Origin of the sequence: uncultured Flavobacterium sp., assembly GCF_963975515.1 — a bacterium.
Lineage (GTDB): Bacteria > Bacteroidota > Bacteroidia > Flavobacteriales > Flavobacteriaceae > Flavobacterium.
Genome location: NZ_CAXBGY010000016.1, coordinates 41,038 through 60,905, shown reverse-complemented (window position 1 = coordinate 60,905; position 19,868 = coordinate 41,038). Strand labels below are relative to the sequence as shown.

The window sequence follows — 19,868 nt, the reverse complement described above, 5'->3', positions numbered from 1 at the left end:
TAACACTCAGATAAATTTATCCTGTTTTGAAAATTTTATTAGACTTTGTTGATAACGCGCCTAAAACAAATAGATAAAAGACCTAAACTTCGTCTTTTAGCCCCGATAGGAATGGCATCCTTTTCTTTTTTAACCAAAAAAGAAAAGATAGAATGGATAGCGGGAACCAAACAACTATAAACATAGACTGAAGTGTTGCTCCTAATAAAAAAGACTTCTACCTATATATAAGGTATATTTTATTTAAAAATGTATACCTATATATATTGTATGTGTTTAGTGTTTGTTTTATATTTGCAACTTATTAAAAATAAACAATGATACAAATTACTTTACCTGACGGGTCAATTAAGGAGATGGCAAAAGGCTCTACTCCTATGGATGTTGCAATGAGCATAAGTGAAGGTTTGGCTAGAAATGTTATTTCGGCTTCCTTTAATGACACAACTGTTGAAACAACAACCGAATTAACCACCGATGGTTCATTAATATTATTTACTTGGAACAACGATGAAGGTAAGAAAGCGTTTTGGCATTCTACTTCTCATGTAATGGCTCAAGCTATTGAAGAAAAATTTCCAAATGCAAAATTAACATTAGGTCCTGCAATTGATAATGGGTTTTATTATGATGTAGATTTTGGGGATGAAAAATTTACAGATGCAGATTTTAAAGGAATTGAAGATAGAGTTCTAGAAATTTCTAGAGAGAAGCATGAATTTAAACTTCGTTCGGTTTCAAAAGCTGAAGCATTGAATGTATATAAAGACAATGAATATAAAACAGAATTAATTTCGAATCTTGAAGACGGAACGATTACTTTTTGTGATCATTCTAACTTTTTTGATTTGTGTCGTGGTGGACATATTCCGAATACAGGAATTATAAAAGCTATGAAAATACTTTCTGTTGCTGGTGCTTATTGGAGAGGAAATGAAAAGAACAAGCAGTTAACTAGAGTTTATGGAATTTCTTTTCCTAAACAAAAGGACTTAACTGAATACTTACATTTACTTGAAGAAGCTAAAAAACGTGACCATAGAAAACTAGGTAAAGAGTTAGACTTATTTCATTTTTCACAAAGAGTTGGGCAAGGATTACCATTATGGTTACCAAAAGGTGCTGCTTTACGTGATAGATTAGAACAGTTTTTAAAGAAAGCTCAGAAAAAAGCCGGATACGAACAAGTAATAACTCCGCATATTGGACAAAAGGAACTTTATGTTACTTCTGGACATTATGCTAAATATGGTGCAGATAGTTTTCAACCTATAAATACACCTGCAGAAGGAGAAGAGTTCTTATTGAAACCAATGAACTGTCCTCATCACTGTGAAATCTTTAATGCTAGACCTTGGTCTTATAAGGATTTACCAAAGCGTTATGCTGAATTTGGAACCGTATATAGATATGAGCAAAGTGGAGAATTACATGGTTTAACTCGCGTAAGAGGTTTTACTCAAGATGATGCGCATATATTTTGTACGCCAGATCAACTAGACGAAGAGTTTAAAAAAGTAATAGATTTAGTATTGTATGTTTTTGGTTCATTAGGGTTTGAAAACTTTACAGCACAAATATCATTACGTGATAAAGAAAATAGAGATAAATATATAGGTAGCGATGAAAATTGGGAAAAAGCAGAAAATGCTATTATCAATGCTGCAAAAGATAAAAATCTAAATACGACTATTGAATATGGTGAAGCGGCTTTCTATGGCCCTAAATTGGATTTCATGGTAAAAGATGCCTTAGGTAGAAGTTGGCAACTTGGAACAATTCAGGTTGACTATAATTTACCGGAGCGTTTTGACCTTACATATAAAGGAAGTGATAACGAATTACATCGACCTGTAATGATTCACAGAGCACCTTTTGGTTCGATGGAACGCTTTATTGCAATTTTAATTGAACATACAGGAGGAAATTTCCCACTTTGGTTGATGCCAGAACAGGCTATTATACTGTCTTTGAGTGAGAAATATGAAAATTATGCGAAAAAAGTTTCAGAATTGCTAGAAAATCACGAAATTCGCACCCTCGTAGACAACCGAAACGAGACAATTGGTAAGAAAATTAGAGATGCTGAAGGACAAAAATATCCGTTCATGCTAATCATAGGTGAGGAAGAAGAGAAAAACGGTACGGTTTCTGTAAGAAGACATGGTCAAGATGGAAAAGGTAATATTACCGTTTCAATTGACGATTTTGCATCACTTGTTAACGAGGAAGTGCAAAAAACATTAAAAACATTTGAAGTTTAACTAAATATTTATAGCCATAGCAATAAGAAACAATAGAGGTTACCAGCCTCGAGTAGAAAAAAAAGATGCCCACAGAATAAATAACTTTATTCGTGTACCTGAAGTACGTCTTGTGGGAGACAATAGTGAACCTAAAATTTACAAAACTTCTGAAGCTATGAAAATGGCAGAAGAGCAGGAACTTGATTTGGTAGAAATTTCTCCAAATGCAGAACCACCCGTTTGTAAAATAATGGATTACAAAAAATTTCTTTACATGCAAAAAAAGCGTGAAAAAGAAATGAAGGCAAAGTCATCTCAAGTAACTGTTAAAGAAATCCGTTTTGGACCTCAAACAGATGAACATGATTATGAATTCAAAAGAAAGAATGCTGAGAAATTCTTAAAAGAAGGTGCAAAATTAAAAGCTTTTGTTTTCTTTAAAGGACGATCAATCATTTATAAAGAGCAAGGACAAATATTATTATTACGTTTGGCTCAAGATCTTGAAGAATTTGGTAAAGTAGAACAAATGCCAATTCTTGAAGGAAAACGTATGATTATGTTTATTGCTTCTAAAAAGAAGAAATAAAAGAGCTTATACAAATAAGCCTATAAAATGATAAGATGCTGAAATAATTTCAGCATAAAGATAGTAAGTAAGATAAATATTAAATAAGGAAGAAATGCCTAAAATGAAAACAAAATCTAGTGCTAAGAAACGATTCAAAGTTACTGGTACTGGAAAGATCAAGAGAAAGCACGCTTTTAAAAGTCACATTTTGACTAAAAAATCTAAAAAGCGTAAATTAGCTTTAACTCACTCTGCTTTAGTTCATAAAACAGATGAGAAAAGCATTAAACAACAATTAAGAATTATATAATTCAGTAATTAGTGATTAGTGATTAGTAGTCAGTTTAGACTGAACACTAAAAACTGAACACTGAACACTTTTGAAGTTTAGGTTAAAACAATTCAATAACCCTGTATTAGAGCAACTAAGTACTTTGAAAAAATAAGACGCCTACTACAAAACACATTTAAAATTATGCCAAGATCAGTAAATTCAGTTGCTAAAAGAGCACGTAGAAAAAGAGTATTAAAACAAGCCAAAGGTTACTTTGGAAGACGTAAAAACGTTTGGACAGTAGCGAAAAACGCAGTAGAGAAAGCATTAACTTATGCTTACCGCGATAGAAAAGTAAACAAAAGAAACTTCCGTTCATTATGGATCATGCGTATTAACGCAGGAGCTCGTTTACACGGAATGAGTTATTCTCAGTTTATGGGGAAAGTAAAAGCTAACAACATCGAATTGAACCGTAAAGTTCTTGCAGATTTAGCTATGAACCACCCAGAAGCTTTTGGAGCTGTTGTAAATAAAATTAAATAAAACGTCTAACCGTTTATCTTACTTATAAATTAAATCCCAATCGAAAGGTTGGGATTTTTTTATTTATTAGCTTTATCTTTACCAAAAACAAATACTATTTTGAATACAACTCCAGAAAAAAAGGGCTTTCACCCAAGAAACAAACATAATGTTGCTTACGATTTTGAAAAATTAATTAGCACTACTCCAACTTTAAAAGAATTTGTTGCTATCAATAAGTTCGGAAATGAAAGTATCGATTTTTCAAATCCAAAAGCTGTAAAAACTTTAAATGCTGCTCTATTAAAAGCTTATTACAATATAGAATATTGGGATATTCCTGAAGGTTTTCTTTGTCCACCAATTCCAGGAAGAGCTGAATACATTCATCATATAGCAGATGTATTGAGCCAAGTTTATGGAGAAATTCCAACAGGAAAAAAAATCAAAGTTTTAGATATAGGAATTGGTTCTAATTGTATTTATCCAATAATCGGAATTAATGAATATGGTTGGCAATTTGTAGGTTCTGAAATTGATGGTCAAGCCATAAAATGGGCTGATAAAATTGTAAAATCAAATTCAGGTTTAAAAGATTTAGTAGAACTTAGAATGCAATCTTCAAAGCGAAATATATTCAAAGGCATTATTAATGAAGGTGAAATTTTCGATATGACTTTATGTAATCCTCCTTTTCACAGTTCAAAAGAAGAAGCTACAAAAGGTACGATTCGAAAAGTAAAAAATTTAAAGAATGAAATCACAGCAAAACCAACCTTAAATTTTGGTGGTGTGAATAATGAATTATGGTGTGAAGGTGGAGAAATCGCTTTTATAACTAACATGATTTATGAAAGTGTACATTTCAAAACACAGTCTTTATGGTTTTCAACATTAGTTTCTAAGAAAGAAAATCTAAAATCAATTTACAAATTACTTAAAAAAGTGGGAACAGTTGATGTAAAAACTATTGATTTGAGTCAAGGAAATAAAACAAGTCGCTTGGTTTTTTGGAGTTTTAAGGATTTGAAGGTAATTAAATAGTTTATTATTTCATTTTAATTACTTTACAAATTAATTATTATCTTTGATTTATAAATCTTTCATTATGAGTTCTGAAACAACATTATCCAATAAAAAAATAGAATTAATTCAATGGTTATCTACCATTGATGATGTTTCTATTTTGAATAAAATTATGGATTTAAGAAAAAAAGAGAGCAAAGATTGGTGGGATTCTATTTCTGAAAATGAAAAAAAATCTATAGAATGTGGTTTAAAAGATGTTGAAGAAGGAAAACTAAACAATCATTCTCAAGCTAGAAAGCTTTATGAAAAGTGGTTATAGAATTCTTTGGACAGACAATTCTTTAAAAGAATTAGAAGAAATTATTACTTTCTTAGAAGAAAATTGGACTGATAAAGAATTGCAAAAACTAGCAAGTTCTATTGAAAAAACATTAAATCTTATTTCTCAAAATCCCTATTTGTTTCAATCATCTGATTTCAAACCTGAAATCAGAAGAGCTGTTATTCTTTCATTAAATTCTATGTATTACAGAGTTTTAGTCAATGATATTGAAATACTATCTTTCTTTTTCAACAAGCAAAATCCTGAAAAGAAGAACTTAAAATAAGAATAATCCAAAATCAGCTCTAATGAAAAAAATTCACTTAATTATATTATTTCTGATTGCAAGTAATTGTCTTTCTCAAATTAAGTCTGGAAAGGAATTAGCTGAAAAATTAAAAGGAAGGACATTCACAATTGATAGACTTGTAAATTACGCTAATATAAATATTAAAGATGATTATGAAAAAGCAAAATTTTTTTATTATTGGATTGGCCTAAATGTAAACTATGATTTTGAATTACTAAACAAAATGAAAACGATAGATTATAATTATGAAAAAGATTACTCATATAACCTATCAGCAGAATCAGTTTTTACAAAAAGACAGGCTATTTGTTTGGGGTATTCTGTTTTATTTAAACATTTTATGGACAGAGCAGACATCTATTGTTATACTATTCATGGTCACATCAGAGACGAAAGAAATAATTATTTAGACATAAATAAAGACTCTGACTTTAGCCACGCTTGGAATGTTATTGAAATAAATGATGAATGGAAAATAGTCGATACAACTTGGGGGAATTCTGGTAACACTGATAATCTAGATATTTCAGACTATTATTTTGATATTGATCCAAAAAGAGCAATAATTACACATTTTCCAGAAAAACCAGAATGGCAATTATTAGAAAAAAAAGTAACTTTAGAAGAATTTAATAAATCAATTTACATAAATGCAGAATGGTTTAAACTAGGGTTTGAAGAATCACCTAAAGTTTTACAAGATGATAATTATTATTATTTTACGTATAAATCAAACTTAAAAAGCATTAAGGCTAATTTAAAGTTTAGCTACGACAATGTACTTTTTGATAACATTCCAAATTCAATATTTTTAATTCAAGATGGTATTGACTATATAAAATTTGAAAAAAAATCTATCAAAATTAATACATTTATAAAAGTCAATATTACAATATTTGATTCCGATGGTTCATATTTAGAATACAAAGATGTTATAAATTTTAAAATAAAATAATGAATCCTGAAAAAACAAACCTAACAAAACACTGTGAACTATTTTTAAATCACAATGTTAGTTTTAATAACGGAATCTTTTGCATTCTAACAAATGAGAAACCAAATTTTGACAAAAAGTGTAATAAAATTAAGTTTAGTAAGAATCTTAAAGCTAAAGTTATTGAAATAAATATTGAATTTAAAAAAATAAAGATTGAGAAAAAATTAGTTTATATTTATTTTACAGTATTCTTACTTTTAGCTATTTGTGTATTTTTAGGCACCTTTTTTTTCTACGAATATATTTCTGAAGTATTAAAAATAAATATAGGAAAGTCAACTGTATTTTTAATAGGATCAACAACCGTATTTATTAGTATCGGGATTGTTTTATTAAGTTATGCTTTTGGAATGTTAAACAGACATTTATTAGACAAAAAAAGTAATTTGAAAATTAAAAAAGAATTAGATTCAATTTTAGAACTATATGATATAAAGTACGAAATTAATATTGAAATAAAAGATAGAATTCTTAAACCGAGTCAAGTGAAGACAGATTTAAAAATCATCAAAAACTAAAATCACACAAAAACCTCTTCCTTTTCCCCATCAAAACTAGCAAAAACCATACTTGGATGTGAGTCTTTATGAAAAATATTTCCTTTATAGTCAATTGCAATTGCACCTGCAAAACCATCATAAGGCTTTAATTCTTCAAATGTTTTTTCAAAAGCTTGTTCTAATGTAAATCCATCAGTAACTCGAGTTACAATTTTTGCTGCTGTTGCATTACTTGTAATATCTTCGCCAACACCTGTTAGACTTACACCACAGTAAGCATTTGCATAATTTCCTGCGACAGTTGCCGAATCAGAAACTCTTCCTACAATTTCGAAACCTTTTCCACCAGTAGAAGTGGCTACTGCAATGTTTCCGTTTTTATCAAAAGCTACACAACCAACTGTTCCTTGACCGTTTGATTTTACTTTTGCTTCATATTCAGCTTTTCGTTGTGGAATTTCAGTAGAGAATTTTTCAAAACCATGATTTCTTGCAAATTGAGTTGCACCTTCACCACTTAAAACTCTATCATCAACATTTAATAAAATTTGAGTAACCTGAATCGGATTTTTAACTTCTTCAATATTAATAACACCACTAAATTTATTAGTCACACCATCCATTAAAGAAGCACTCATCCTAATTTTTCCGTCACTCTGAATTTGAGAACCAATTCCAGCATTAAATAACGCATCATCTTCCAACAAAGAAACAGCATAAACTACTGTTTCTAATGCTGTATGAAATTGCAAATAGTTATAAGAATTTTTTACAATTTGAAGTAAAGCTTGTTGTTTTGCAACTTTTGTATCTTTATCTGTACTAGATTCTGAAAAAAAACCACCGTGAATTATTATTTTCATTTTATGCTGAACTTTTTTCAGCAACTCATGATGCTGAAATATATTTATAATAAATTTATGCGTGTTGAGAAGTATGAATCTTCATTTTATAGGTACTCAAATCAAAAAAGTCGTGCATACTCATAACGTGAGTAACTAAATGATTTATAGAAATTGGCTCACCTAAAGAAATTTCGGTTAAATTAGTTTCTTTAATTTCTTTTCCATCTACTAAAATTACCAAACCAGAACCAATAGCTTCCATTTGATTGTTATTCTTAATTAAAAGTCCAGTATCTTCACCAAGTCCAATTCCTAACAATCTTGGATTACTAACAACTGCTTGAAACAAACGACCAATTCTTCCACGTTTTACAAAATGCGTATCAATAATTACATTATCAATAAACGAAAGACCACTTGTGATTTTTACTTCACCTTTTAATAAGGCTTCACTACTACTACCTTGATAAATCATGTGATTAGATGCAGCAGCTGCACCAGCTGAAGTTCCTGCATAAACAAATTCTTCATTTTCGTATTTATCTAACAACATATCATGAAACTTTGTTCCACCTAATATAGATGTTAAACGCAATTGATCTCCACCAGTAAACATAACTACATCAGCAGCTTTTAAACGAGCTAAAGTCTCTTCACTATTAGCTTGTTCACGATTTTCGATATTTAAAACATCTGTGTTTTCAGCTTCTAAATAACGTAAAGCTTTTACATATTCAGCACCAACTTCTTTAGGAATACTAGATGCAGTTGGTATAATTTCAATTCTCGATTTATTTTTATGCTTCGATTCATCAATAATACGTTTCAAAATTCCTTTTTCGAAGAAATTAATATTTTTTGCAACGTCTTTATCGAATTCTTTTTCCGCGAAACTGCCTTTATCTACAGCCCCACCAATAATAATTAATTTACCCTTACAGTTCATATAGTGTTATATTTCCCCCAATTAGTATAAATTCTATCCATCGAATTCATTTGGCAAAAGTAATAAATTCATACTATCAACCTTCAATTTTCTTTCTTTATTTTTGAGCAAAACACTTGGCTTATTAACAATTCTTTTTCCTGCTATCCATTATATCTTTTTTGTCAAATAACTTGTTAAAAAGAAAAAATCAGCACAAAAAAGGATGCCATTCCTATCAGGGCTTGAAGATAGTCGTCTTTTTTGTTTATTAAGGCTTGTAAAAGTCTGAAAATCAACATTAGTTTCAAAATACAGAAAATAATTTTAAATTTCTTTCAAAAAAATTAAAATAATAAAGCAAAAAATCCTTAATTTTAACAGATTCGTAACTATTACAACAAAAAATAAAGACCAATAATGAAAATACTTAAAATTCAAGCCTTACGTGGACCAAACCTTTGGAGTGTAAAAAGAAAAAAGCTAATCCAAATGCGATTAGATTTAGAGGAAATGGAACAATCTCCAACCGATAAAATTAAAGGTTTTCGTGAGCGAATTGAAACTATGTTTCCAACCATGATAGAACACAGATGTTCAGAAGGTTGTAAAGGTGGCTTTTTTATGCGAGTAGACAAAGGTACTTGGATGGGTCATGTTATTGAACACATTGCATTAGAAATTCAGACTTTAGCAGGAATGGATACAGGTTTTGGTCGTACAAGAGAAACGAAAACACCTGGAGTTTACAATGTTGTATTTAGTTATACCGAAGAGAATGTAGGATTATTTGCAGCCGAATCATCAGTAAGAATTGCAGAAGCTTTAATTTCAGGAACAGATTATGATTTAGAAGGTGACTTACAAAAAATGCGTGAAATTCGTGAGCGTGTTCGACTTGGACCAAGTACAGGAAGCATTGTAGAAGAAGCTGTTGCAAGAGATATTCCTTGGATTCGTTTGGGAACAAATTCATTAGTACAATTAGGTTACGGAATAAATCAATTACGTTTCCAAGCAACAATTACTTGCAAAACTAGTAATATTGCGGTAGATATTGCTTGTGATAAAGAACAAACCAAACGAATGTTAAGCATGGCTTCAATACCTGTTGCCGATGGAGATATTTGTGTAGATGAAGAAGATTTAGAAGATACAATCAAAAAAATAGGTTACCCAATTGTTCTGAAACCTTTAGATGGAAATCATGGAAAAGGTGCTTCTATTAATGTCAAAAATTGGGAAGATGCAGTTGAAGGATTGGCTTATGCAAAAAAATATAGCAGAAGAGTTATTGTAGAGAAATTCGTAACTGGTTTTGATTTTAGGGTTTTAATCATTGATAACAAATTAGTAGCTGCTGCCAAAAGAGTTCCTGCTAATGTTGTTGGTAACGGAAAAAACACAATCCAAGAGTTAATAGATGTTACCAATAAAGATCCAAGACGTGGTTATGGTCACGAAAATGTATTAACTCAAATAGAAATTGATAGAGATTCAGAAGATTTATTAGAAAAATATGGTTACACCGTTGATACAATTCCTGCAAATGGTGAAGTAGTTTATTTAAAATCAACTGCCAATTTAAGCACAGGGGGAACTTCAGTAGATGTTACTGACATGATGCATCCAGAAAATATTTTTCTTTGCGAAAGAATTTCTAGAGTTATTGGATTAGATATTTGTGGTGTAGATATTATGGCCGAAAACTTAACGCAACCGTTAAAAGAAAATGGTGGTTGTATTTTAGAAGTCAACGCTGCACCTGGATTTAGAATGCACTTAGCTCCATCTGAAGGATTACCAAGGAATGTAGCTGCTCCAGTTATTGACATGCTTTATCCTCCAGGAAAAGAAAGTCGTATTCCAATTATAGCAGTAACTGGAACAAACGGAAAAACAACTACAACTCGTTTAATTGCTCATATTGTAAAAAATAATGGTTTCAAAGTTGGTTTTACTACATCAGACGGAATTTACATTCAAAACCATATGATGGAAAAAGGTGATACAACTGGACCACTTTCTGCTGAATATATTTTAAAAGATCCAACAGTAGAATTTGCCATTTTAGAAACAGCTCGTGGTGGAATTTTACGTTCTGGTTTAGGATTTGGTCGTTGTGATATTGCTGTAATGACTAATGTTGCTGAAGATCATTTAGGTTTAGCTGACATTCATACTTTAGAAGATTTAGCAAAAGTAAAAAGCGTAGTTGTTCGCAGTGTAAAAAAAGACGGTTGGGCAATATTAAATGGAGAAGACGAACAATGTGTAAAAATTGGAGAAACTTTAGATTGCAACGTAGCTTATTTTAGTTTAGATGAAGAAAATCCGTTTATAAAAAAACTCTGTAAAGAAGGGAAAACCGTTGCTGTTTACGAAAATGGATACATTACCATCAAAAAAGGAGAATGGAAAATTAGAGTTGAAAGAGCAACTCATGTTCCTTTAACTTTAAATGGAAAAGCTCGTTTTATGATTGCTAATGTTTTAGCAGCAACTCTTGCGAGTTATTTATGGGGATTTAAAACAGACGATATTAGTTTATCTTTAAAAACTTTTATTCCAAGTGTGGCTCAAACACCTGGACGCATGAATATTTTTGAGTTTAGAAAATTCAAAGTTCTGATTGATTTTGCTCACAATCCTGCTGGATATCGTGGTATTGAAGATTATTTAAATAATATAGAAGCTGCTAAAAAAATTGGAATTATTGCTGGTGTTGGAGACAGACGCGATGAAGACATTAAAGAATGCGGTTTAATTGCAGGAAGAATGTTTGATCACATCATCATAAGACAAGAAAAATATTTAAGAGGTAGAACAGAACAAGAAATTATAGATTTAATTTTAGAAGGAATTAATGAAGCAAACAGTAATACTACTTATGAAATAATTCCATTAGAAACTGAAGCTATAAAACATGCAATAGACACAGTTGAAGACGGAGCATTTATTACTGCTTTAAGTGATGTTGTTGCAAATGCCATTGATATCGTTCAAGACTATTTAGACAAAGAAAATGAAGAGCAGAATGTTTAATTAGTTTAATTCAAAAATATTTTAATAAGTGAATAAATTAGTAACAACTAAAAATTTAACTATTGCAAACTTAATAATTGTTTCATACTTCGGTATAATTTACATATTAAATTATTATAAAATAGATTTTGTTTTAATTGGAGTATTTAGTGAATTATTGACAATTCCATTTCTAATAGCGCAATTAGTCTTTTTAGGAATTGGAATAAAGCACTTATTCAAAAACAAAAAAGAAGTACTAAATATAATTAGCCTTTTATTATTAGCAACATCTAGTTTTATTACTTTAAGAAGTTTCTTTTAATGCTTAAAAAACAAAAACCCAAATTCAGTAATTAGAATTTGGGTTTTTTATCAAAACAAACAATTATTTAATTTTTATCTAGAACTGTAACTTCATTTTTACTTTTAATTGCAGCATCTAAGTTAGCTTGTAAATCTTTTTCTTGCATTCTTCCTTTAGCTTTTTTGTTAGCTGCTAAAACTTCTCTATGATTATATTGAGGTGTATTTAATAAATTAAGATTATCATTTTTAGTTGGAACCATTGCGTTAGTATAAGTACCGTTTCCAAATGAACCAAATGTATTCCATCCCATATACCAAACACTTCCGTCAGCTTTAGTCAACATAGTTGCTTGAAATCCTTTTGCTTGAACAGTTTTCCAGTTTTTGTCAGTTCCTACTTGAACAGGTACATTACGATTTTCAGTAGTTCCATCACCAAGTTGTCCGAAGTTATTTCTTCCCCAAGCCCATAATGTTCCATCATTTTTAACGGCATAAGAAACAGCAAATCCGGCAGAGAAATCAATCCATTTATCAGCAGAAACTAATTGCGGTCTGTTTGTGTAAGAAACTAAATCACCACTTCCTAATTGTCCCATACTAGATTCTCCCCAAGCCCAAATTGTTCCGTCATTTTTTTGAGCAATAACATGGTTTTTTCCACCTTCAATTCTAACCCAGTCTTTATCATTATTTACTTGTGTTGGTAAATAAGTGTTACCAACTCTTGAATCTGCAACAATCATGTTAGAATCATTTAAACCCCAACCCCAAATTGTTCCATCTTCTTTTATTGCAAAAGCCGTTTTATTAGTTGTAGTTGCAATGTCAATCCAATTTGAAGCTTCTCCAATTTGAATAGGTGATAATTCTTGAGCACTTTTTGTTTTATTTCCCATTTGGTTTGAATCGTTTTGACCCCAAGCCCAAATTGTTCCGTCTGCTTTTATACCAACAGTAAATAAATATGAAGGAGCAACTTTAATCCAGTTTGAATCTTCTCCAACTTGATGAAAGTATTCAACAACTTGTTCTTCAGAATTAATTCCTAAAGCACCATATTCATTACTCCCACAAGCCCAAAGTGTTCCGTCTTGTTTGATAGCAAAAGTATTTTTTATTCCAGTTTGAACTGTTTTCCAATCTTTCTCTTCGCTTAATTTAACTGGTTTAGGTTCGTTTTGACTTAAAGTTGCCAATTGACCAGAAGAAGCATATCCCCAACCCCAAAGAGTTCCGTCAGATTTTTTTGCTGTAGTGTGACCACCACTGAATGAGTAACTTTCAAAATTTTGTGCACTTAAAGATAATGTTAATGCAAGGATTGATATAGTAAGTAGATTTTTCATGATATTAGTATTTTTTTGAGACAAATAAAGTCTAATTGTTAAGTTTGTTTTGGGTACTAGGATTCTGTGCCAAATTTCTTTAGCAAAAAATTAATATAAAAAATAATATAAGATACCTTTATCTGTTTGCCTCGAGGTGCTATTATAACTCATCTGTATTAAGGGACACAAATAAAATTAAAGCTTTTTCAAACAGAAATTGATAGTAGATTTGGGAATAATTCTTAAATATATAAAGTAGAATTTATCGCTTTTTTTTGACTCGATAAATTTTATAATTGTAGTTTACAAATTCGCTTCTTTCGATTTGAAAAAAAGCATATTGTTTTTGTTGTGTAGCTTGCTTTTTCATGACTTAATAATTGTTTGTTTGTTTTTGATATGTTAAAACTACAACTAAAATTTAATACACTACAACTACTAATTACATGAATGAGGGTTTAGTGTAATACAAAAAAGGTTTAGCCGTAATAAATGATTCATTTTAACAAAAAACTTGTGTTATTTTTACACTATTTGTCAAATGATTAAATTATAATCAAAAAATAACATCTATCAATTAAAAAACTAAAATACTAAAAGGAGTTATATATACCTATTAAGTCTTCTGTTTTTTCTTTCTAGCGGCTGGGAACAGTACATTATTTAAAATTAGTCTATATCCCGGAGAATTTGGATGCAAATCTAAAACCGTTGGAGCATCTCCTACTCTATGTTGAAAATCTTCGGGATCATGACCACCATAAAAAGTAAACATTCCTTTTCCTTTTGTACCATGAATGTATCTTGCTTCACCATTAATTTTACATTCTCCCATTATTAAAACATTTGACTTTACTTTAGAAGACTCAAAAGCTGTTGTTTGCCCCATAAAACCTTTTACTAAAGTTGTATGATTTTGACATAACATTGTAGGAATTGGATCCCATTTTGCTGAATATTCCATTAAAGAAAAATAATCATTATCCATAGCAAGAGCACCTTTTCCATGATCATTTGTAGTATCTATATCAGAAAACTCATAAACTAGTGGATTTCTTTCTAAAATATAATCCTTAAAAGCAAAGGTATTAGTGTAATCAATTTTTGATTGGTAATTGGCTTCACTTTCATCACCATCAAACATAGGTTCACAAATATCTACGTTTTCTGCAGATAATGCTATATCAAAACTATCAGTAGCAGAACACATGGCAAACATAAATCCACCCCCAATTACATAGCCTCTTATTTTTATTGCAACTGCTCTTTTTTCTTCAGAAACTTTACTGAAACCTAATTTTGCAGCTAATGTTTCTGCATCTTTCTTTTGTTCAATATACCAAGGTGCATTTCTGTAAGCCGAAAAAAACTTTCCATATTGACCTGTAAAATCTTCATGATGCAAATGCAACCAATCATATAATATAAGTTGATCACTTAATACTTCTTCATCATAAATTTCTGTGTATGGAATTTCAGCGTAAGTCAAAACCATTGTTACCGCATCATCCCAAGGTTTTTTTCCTTTTGGAGTATAAACAGCAATCTTTGGAGCTTTTTCTAATATAACTGTTTCTTGATTTTGCGAAGGACTACTTATTTCTTCTAAGATTGTTGCTGTTTGACCATCGGATAAAATTTCAAAAGTTACACCTCTAATTTGACATTCTTTACGAATTTCTTCTGCATCTGGAAACAAAAATGAACCACCACGATAGTTTAACAGCCAATTAACTTTATAATTTTTCTCTAAAGCCCAAAATGTAATTCCGTATGCTTTTAAATGATTTTGTTGCCCTTCAGCTTCCATTGGAATTAACACAAATGAAGCTTTTGCTGAAAATGAAAATAAAATTATTAAGAGTATTATTATTTTTCTAAGTAAATGCATTCCTTTTTTTATCAAAGATAAGAGAAATTATCTAAAAGAAAGCATAAAAAAATCCACCTTTTGAGTGGATTTATATATTAAAATGGCACATCTGAATCGTCATCGTCATCATTGAAGTTACTTCCAAACGCTTCATTTGCTGAAGGTAATTTTGGAGTAGCAAATGGATTTTGTTGATCATCTAAATTCATTTTTGAAGGTAAATCAGCAAAAGGAGAACTAAAATCATCCAAGTTATCGAACTTACCAAGATTTCCAATAAATTTCAATCGTACATTATCTAATCCACCATTTCTATGTTTTGCAACAATAAATTCAGCTTGACCTTGAGTTGGAGAACGTTCTTCATCATCCCATTCATCAATTTTATAATATTCTGGACGATAAATGAATGATACAATATCTGCATCTTGCTCAATAGCTCCAGATTCACGAAGGTCAGAAAGTAAAGGTCTTTTACTAGAACCACGCGTTTCAACCGCACGCGAAAGTTGAGAAAGTGCAATTACTGGAATTGCTAATTCTTTTGCTAAAGCTTTTAAATTTCGGGAAATAGTTGAAATTTCTTGCTCACGATTTCCACCACCTTTTCCATTACCACCAGCTGTCATTAATTGCAAATAATCAACAACAATTAATTTAATTCCGTATTGCGAAGCTAAACGTCTAGCTTTAGCACGTAAATCAAAAATGGATAAAGAAGGAGTATCATCTATATACAAAGGAGCTTTTTCTAGATTTTTAACTTTAATAGAAAGTTGTTCCCATTCGTGTTTTTCTAATTTTCCAGTTCTTAATTTCTCGGATGATAATCCTGTTTCCGAAGAAATCAAACGCGTAATTAACTGAACCGAAGACATCTCTAAGGAGAAAAAGGCAACCGGTTTACCATAATCAATAGCCATGTTTCTAGCCATTGAAAGCGTAAAAGCTGTTTTACCCATACCCGGACGAGCAGCTACAATAATTAAATCAGAAGGTTGCCATCCAGAAGTCAGTTTATCTAAAGCATGAAAACCAGTTGGAACTCCACTTAATCCTTCTTTACCTGCAATTTCTTCGATTCTTTTTTTGGCTTGAATTACTAAACTTTGTGCCGTTTCAGAACTACGTTTAATATTCCCTTGTGTAACTTCGTATAATTTTGACTCTGCTCTATCCAATAAATCAAATACATCTGTAGTTTCATCATACGATTCTTCGATAATTTCGCTTGAAATTTTTATCAAACTACGTTGTATAAATTTTTGAAGAATAATTCTTGAGTGAAATTCGATATGTGCAGAAGAAGAAACTTTTTGTGTTAATTGAATTAAATAAAAATCTCCACCAGCTAAATCTAGTTTAGCATTTTTACGCAATTGAGCAGAAACCGTTAATAAATCGATTGGTTGAGTATCATTAAATAATTCAACGATAGCTTCAAAAATATGTTTATGAGACTCTTTATAAAAAGCTTCGGCTTGCAAAATATCGATAACCTCATCGACCCCTTTTTTATCAATCATCATTGCTCCAAGAACTGCTTCTTCAAGGTCTAAAACTTGGGGAGGCAATTTTCCTTTTTCAAGATTTATAATAGTAGTTTTATCTACTTTATAAGGGTTTATATTTTTGAGATTTTCCATAATGCTAAAGTACTTCAATTCATTTAAAATTGAAATTTGATTTTTAAAAAAACAATGTTAGTAAATAAAATTTTCTGTTAACAACATACAAAAAAAATCCGTCAGTTATTGAAAAAGACGGATTTAGCTAAAAAGTAAGAATTTGGGTTGTTAATCTTTAAATTCCCCCATATTACTGTATTTATCCATTCTTTGAGCTACTAAATCTTTTGTTGATAACTCTTTTAGTTCATCAAAAGCTTTTAATATATATTTTTTTACTGACGCAAAAGTTGTAACTCTATCATAATGTGCTCCACCAAGTGGTTCTGGTATAATATCGTCAATTAGCTTTTGTTTTTTCATGTCAAAAGAAGTCAATTTTAATGCTTCAGCTGCTATTTCTTTGTATTCCCAACTTCTCCACAAGATTGACGAACAAGATTCAGGTGAAATAACAGAATACCAAGTGTTTTCTAACATGTATACTTTATTTCCAACTCCTATTCCTAATGCACCACCTGAAGCACCTTCACCAACAATAACTGTAATAATTGGCACTTTAAGTCTACACATTTCAAAAATATTACGAGCAATAGCTTCACCTTGTCCTCTTTCTTCAGCTTCTAAACCTGGATAAGCCCCTGGAGTATCAATTAATGTCAAAACAGGAATTCCGAACTTTTCAGCCATTTTCATTAAGCGTAATGCTTTTCTATATCCTTCTGGATTAGCCATTCCGAAATTTCTAAACTGACGTGTTTTGGTATTATATCCTTTTTGTTGACCAATAATCATAAACGATTGACCTCCTATTTTTCCTAAACCACCTACCATTGCTTTATCATCTTTTACTCCTCTATCCCCAAAAAGTTCAAGAAAAGTCCCTTCTGTTAAAGCATTAATATGATCCATAGTATATGGACGGTCTGGATGACGAGATAACTGTACTCGTTGCCAAGCTGTAAGGTTTTTATATATCTCTTTCTTCGTTTCGTCTAATTTTTTCTGAATTTGTTTGCAGGTTGTTGATACATCTACATTTGATTCTTCACCAATTACCATGCATTTATCTAACTGATCTTCAAGTTCTTTAATTGGTAATTCAAAATCTAAATATTCCATATATGGTTTATGTTTAGTTTGTTTTTGTTAATACAAATATAAAATTTTTATAACTTTTATCTAACATAAATTTAATTAGTTTTTAACTTTTTTCTGTTCTTAACTATTCCGTTTGCTATAACCGTTAAAAGAATTATTGCAGCACCAGCATAAAAAAGTGAGTTCATGTGTTCTGAATCCTTAAAAATAAATAAGGCTAAAATTATTCCGTAAACAGGTTCTAAGTTTACTGTTAACATTACGGTGAAAGGGCTCAAGAATTTCATGACCTTAATAGAAGCAGAAAAAGCATAAGCTGTACATATTGAAGCTAAAACAATTAGCCAAGCAAAATCTTCAAAAGTCAAGTGAAAAAATGAGGTTGAAAATTTTTCTGTTGCCAATAAGTATAGGCTTAAAAAGAAAACACCACTAGATAATTCGTAGAAAGAAATAACATTTGCATCATATATCTTAGCATATTTACTATTGATAACTGAAAACAATGCTGATAAAAAAGCAGAGATTATTGCTAAAATAATTCCTAATTCATGATCTGTCTCTGCGTTAAATATTATTGAAATTCCAATTACAGCAAAGAGTCCAAAAGCAACTTCATACCAAATAACTTTTCGCTTATAAAAAACAGGTTCAATTAATGATGCAAAAAATGCTCCTGTAGACAAACAAGCCAGTGTTATCGAAATATTAGAAACTTTAATAGCTTGATAAAAAGTGTACCAATGGGCTGCAATTATTATTCCTGAAACAATGAATCCAATTAACACATTAAAAGGTACTTTAATGCTATCTTTTTTATATATCAAAAAGCCAACAATAAAAAGTGCTCCAAAAAACATTCGAAACCAAACTAGATCTAATGCCTCAAGAGAAATTAACTTTCCAAAAATAGCTGTAAACCCCCAGATAAATACAATTACATGAAGATGAAGGTAGTTTTTTAGTTTATCGTTTAGCATTTCGAAGTAAGTAAATGGCTAAAATTCCGAAAACGATATTAGGAATCCAAACTGCTAATAAAGGTGAAAAACTAGATTTTTCTGCAATTGTGCCAAACACTTTATCAAAGAAAATAAATGTAAAGGCTATAACTATTCCAATTGCTAAATTAACACCCATTCCTCCTCTTCGCTTCATAGCTGAGACAGCTACAGCAATAATCGTCAAAATGAAAGCTGAAATTGGCAAACTATATTTTTTATAAAGTACAACCAAATAAGTGTTTATGTTAGAATTTCCTCTAAGTGTTTCTTTGTCAATAAAATCATTAATTTCGGAAATCGACATAGTTTCTGCTGCATAATAAACTGGTGTTAAATCATCGGGTTCAAAATTATATTTTTGAATTTTCTTTTCGTAAGACTCCAAAATATCGTCTAATTTGCCGATAGTTCTTTTTTTATAATTATAAAGGGTATAACTTTTAGTTTCTTCATTGTATTTAATTCTACTAGCAGTTACTTTATATTGCATTTTATTGCCAATGCATTTTTCAAACGTAAAATTAAATCCTGTTTTACTTAAATAATTATAATTACTAACATAAATATATTCACTAATATTATCTTCATTCTTAATTTGACGATAAATATCATTGGTCTCTCTTGTTTGACTATTTCCTTTTAAATTAGTGTATCTAAAATCATTAAATCCTTTACTTGCCATTGGTACAAGAAAAAATCCCATCAATAATGCAGATATTGAAACAATAGATGCTCCAACAATATAAGGTCTTAGAAAACGATTAAACGAAATTCCTGAGCTCAATATAGCGATGATTTCTGTATTATTAGCCAATTTTGAAGTAAACCAAATAACTGATAAAAAAAGAAAAATAGGAAACAATAAATTAGCGAAATAGACTGTAAAGTCTCCATAATAGACTAAAATGTCTGAAATTGGGATTTTCTTTTCAATCATTTTATTTACTTTTTCAGATACATCAATGACAATTCCAATTGGAATAAACATCAGCAGCATAACCGAAAAAGTTCCTAAATATCGCTTTAATATGTATTTATCAATTATATTCATAAA

The 19,868-nt window shown here is 30.4% G+C and carries 19 protein-coding genes; 11 read left to right on the top strand and 8 right to left on the bottom strand.

The window, feature by feature from the left end:
• The first annotated feature begins 317 nt into the window (after positions 1-317).
• From thrS to AAC008_RS14185, 9 genes are all read left to right on the top strand, one after another.
• Positions 318-2,264, top strand: a complete 1,947-nt coding sequence (gene thrS, locus AAC008_RS14225; RefSeq protein ID WP_339890112.1) for a threonine--tRNA ligase — start codon at positions 318-320, stop codon at positions 2,262-2,264.
• A 22-nt stretch (positions 2,265-2,286) separates the two neighbouring features.
• Positions 2,287-2,835: a translation initiation factor IF-3 gene (gene infC, locus AAC008_RS14220; RefSeq protein WP_084518952.1), complete on the top strand. Its 549-nt coding sequence runs from the start codon at positions 2,287-2,289 to the stop codon at positions 2,833-2,835.
• 94 nt (positions 2,836-2,929) lie between these two features.
• Positions 2,930-3,127: a 50S ribosomal protein L35 gene (rpmI, locus tag AAC008_RS14215; protein ID WP_026717053.1), complete on the top strand. Its 198-nt coding sequence runs from the start codon at positions 2,930-2,932 to the stop codon at positions 3,125-3,127.
• 165 nt (positions 3,128-3,292) lie between these two features.
• Positions 3,293-3,637, top strand: coding sequence for a 50S ribosomal protein L20 (rplT, locus tag AAC008_RS14210; RefSeq protein WP_026717052.1), 345 nt, complete (start codon positions 3,293-3,295; stop codon positions 3,635-3,637).
• Positions 3,638-3,685: 48 nt separating this feature from the next.
• Entirely contained in the window at positions 3,686-4,660 is a 975-nt protein-coding gene (gene rlmF, locus AAC008_RS14205) for a 23S rRNA (adenine(1618)-N(6))-methyltransferase RlmF (protein WP_339890110.1), read from the top strand.
• A gap of 64 nt (positions 4,661-4,724) precedes the next feature.
• Positions 4,725-4,964 carry a hypothetical protein gene (locus AAC008_RS14200; RefSeq protein WP_339890108.1) on the top strand — a complete coding sequence of 80 codons (240 nt, stop codon included), beginning with the start codon at positions 4,725-4,727 and terminating at the stop codon, positions 4,962-4,964.
• Complete coding sequence (locus AAC008_RS14195; RefSeq protein WP_339890106.1) at positions 4,948-5,253, top strand: type II toxin-antitoxin system RelE/ParE family toxin; 306 nt, start codon at positions 4,948-4,950, stop codon at positions 5,251-5,253. The genes AAC008_RS14200 and AAC008_RS14195 overlap by 17 nt, the downstream gene beginning before the upstream one ends.
• Positions 5,254-5,275: 22 nt before the next feature.
• Positions 5,276-6,232, top strand: coding sequence for a transglutaminase domain-containing protein (locus AAC008_RS14190; RefSeq protein ID WP_339890104.1), 957 nt, complete (start codon positions 5,276-5,278; stop codon positions 6,230-6,232).
• Complete coding sequence (locus AAC008_RS14185) at positions 6,232-6,792, top strand: OST5 family protein (RefSeq protein ID WP_339890102.1); 561 nt, start codon at positions 6,232-6,234, stop codon at positions 6,790-6,792. Before AAC008_RS14190 ends, AAC008_RS14185 begins: the two co-directional genes overlap by 1 nt.
• Before the next feature lie 2 nt (positions 6,793-6,794).
• Here the strand turns inward: AAC008_RS14185 and AAC008_RS14180 are convergent, their stop codons facing one another.
• Both AAC008_RS14180 and AAC008_RS14175 read right to left on the bottom strand, forming a co-directional pair.
• Complete coding sequence (locus AAC008_RS14180) at positions 6,795-7,637, bottom strand: isoaspartyl peptidase/L-asparaginase (RefSeq protein ID WP_339890100.1); 843 nt, start codon at positions 7,635-7,637, stop codon at positions 6,795-6,797.
• A gap of 55 nt (positions 7,638-7,692) precedes the next feature.
• Positions 7,693-8,565 (bottom strand): cyanophycinase, encoded by an 873-nt coding sequence (locus AAC008_RS14175; protein ID WP_339890098.1) that lies wholly within the window; start codon positions 8,563-8,565, stop codon positions 7,693-7,695.
• Positions 8,566-8,964: 399 nt separating this feature from the next.
• On the opposite strand from AAC008_RS14175, the gene cphA reads away from it, so the two are divergent.
• A complete protein-coding gene (cphA, locus tag AAC008_RS14170; RefSeq protein ID WP_339890097.1) occupies positions 8,965-11,589 on the top strand; it encodes a cyanophycin synthetase in 2,625 nt (874 codons plus the stop codon).
• A gap of 28 nt (positions 11,590-11,617) precedes the next feature.
• The gene (locus tag AAC008_RS14165; RefSeq protein ID WP_339890096.1) at positions 11,618-11,893 is read left to right on the top strand and encodes a hypothetical protein; all 276 of its coding nucleotides are present in this window, start codon (positions 11,618-11,620) and stop codon (positions 11,891-11,893) included.
• A gap of 67 nt (positions 11,894-11,960) precedes the next feature.
• On the opposite strand, the gene AAC008_RS14160 is transcribed toward AAC008_RS14165, so the two are convergent.
• The 6 genes from AAC008_RS14160 to AAC008_RS14135 all read right to left on the bottom strand — a co-directional run bounded on the left by AAC008_RS14160 (position 11,961) and on the right by AAC008_RS14135 (position 19,865).
• A complete protein-coding gene (locus tag AAC008_RS14160; RefSeq protein WP_339890093.1) occupies positions 11,961-13,226 on the bottom strand; it encodes a hypothetical protein in 1,266 nt (421 codons plus the stop codon).
• 598 nt (positions 13,227-13,824) lie between these two features.
• Positions 13,825-15,099 carry an asparagine synthetase B gene (locus AAC008_RS14155; RefSeq protein WP_339890091.1) on the bottom strand — a complete coding sequence of 425 codons (1,275 nt, stop codon included), beginning with the start codon at positions 15,097-15,099 and terminating at the stop codon, positions 13,825-13,827.
• Between the two features lie 77 nt (positions 15,100-15,176).
• The gene (gene dnaB / locus AAC008_RS14150) at positions 15,177-16,727 is read right to left on the bottom strand and encodes a replicative DNA helicase (RefSeq protein ID WP_339890089.1); all 1,551 of its coding nucleotides are present in this window, start codon (positions 16,725-16,727) and stop codon (positions 15,177-15,179) included.
• A 150-nt stretch (positions 16,728-16,877) separates the two neighbouring features.
• Complete coding sequence (locus tag AAC008_RS14145) at positions 16,878-17,831, bottom strand: acetyl-CoA carboxylase carboxyltransferase subunit alpha (protein ID WP_339890087.1); 954 nt, start codon at positions 17,829-17,831, stop codon at positions 16,878-16,880.
• A gap of 71 nt (positions 17,832-17,902) precedes the next feature.
• On the bottom strand, positions 17,903-18,790 hold the full coding sequence (locus tag AAC008_RS14140; RefSeq protein WP_339890085.1) for a DMT family transporter: 888 nt from the start codon (positions 18,788-18,790) through the stop codon (positions 17,903-17,905).
• A complete protein-coding gene (locus tag AAC008_RS14135) occupies positions 18,777-19,865 on the bottom strand; it encodes an LptF/LptG family permease (RefSeq protein WP_339890083.1) in 1,089 nt (362 codons plus the stop codon). Before AAC008_RS14135 ends, AAC008_RS14140 begins: the two co-directional genes overlap by 14 nt.
• Positions 19,866-19,868: the final 3 nt, after the last annotated feature.

Bases quoted from the DNA above. Each gene is read 5' to 3' on its own strand.
- AAC008_RS14145 (WP_339890087.1), bottom strand. From the start codon at position 17,831: ATGGAATATTTAGATTTTGAATTACCAATTAAAGAACTTGAAGATCAG.
- rplT (WP_026717052.1), top strand. From the start codon at position 3,293: ATGCCAAGATCAGTAAATTCAGTTGCTAAAAGAGCACGTAGAAAAAGA.
- dnaB (WP_339890089.1), bottom strand. From the start codon at position 16,727: ATGGAAAATCTCAAAAATATAAACCCTTATAAAGTAGATAAAACTACT.
- AAC008_RS14185 (WP_339890102.1), top strand. From the start codon at position 6,232: ATGAATCCTGAAAAAACAAACCTAACAAAACACTGTGAACTATTTTTA.
- AAC008_RS14135 (WP_339890083.1), bottom strand. From the start codon at position 19,865: ATGAATATAATTGATAAATACATATTAAAGCGATATTTAGGAACTTTT.
- AAC008_RS14160 (WP_339890093.1), bottom strand. From the start codon at position 13,226: ATGAAAAATCTACTTACTATATCAATCCTTGCATTAACATTATCTTTA.
- AAC008_RS14190 (WP_339890104.1), top strand. From the start codon at position 5,276: ATGAAAAAAATTCACTTAATTATATTATTTCTGATTGCAAGTAATTGT.
- AAC008_RS14140 (WP_339890085.1), bottom strand. From the start codon at position 18,790: ATGCTAAACGATAAACTAAAAAACTACCTTCATCTTCATGTAATTGTA.
- rpmI (WP_026717053.1), top strand. From the start codon at position 2,930: ATGCCTAAAATGAAAACAAAATCTAGTGCTAAGAAACGATTCAAAGTT.
- thrS (WP_339890112.1), top strand. From the start codon at position 318: ATGATACAAATTACTTTACCTGACGGGTCAATTAAGGAGATGGCAAAA.
- AAC008_RS14155 (WP_339890091.1), bottom strand. From the start codon at position 15,099: ATGCATTTACTTAGAAAAATAATAATACTCTTAATAATTTTATTTTCA.
- AAC008_RS14195 (WP_339890106.1), top strand. From the start codon at position 4,948: ATGAAAAGTGGTTATAGAATTCTTTGGACAGACAATTCTTTAAAAGAA.
- AAC008_RS14200 (WP_339890108.1), top strand. From the start codon at position 4,725: ATGAGTTCTGAAACAACATTATCCAATAAAAAAATAGAATTAATTCAA.
- cphA (WP_339890097.1), top strand. From the start codon at position 8,965: ATGAAAATACTTAAAATTCAAGCCTTACGTGGACCAAACCTTTGGAGT.
- AAC008_RS14175 (WP_339890098.1), bottom strand. From the start codon at position 8,565: ATGAACTGTAAGGGTAAATTAATTATTATTGGTGGGGCTGTAGATAAA.
- AAC008_RS14180 (WP_339890100.1), bottom strand. From the start codon at position 7,637: ATGAAAATAATAATTCACGGTGGTTTTTTTTCAGAATCTAGTACAGAT.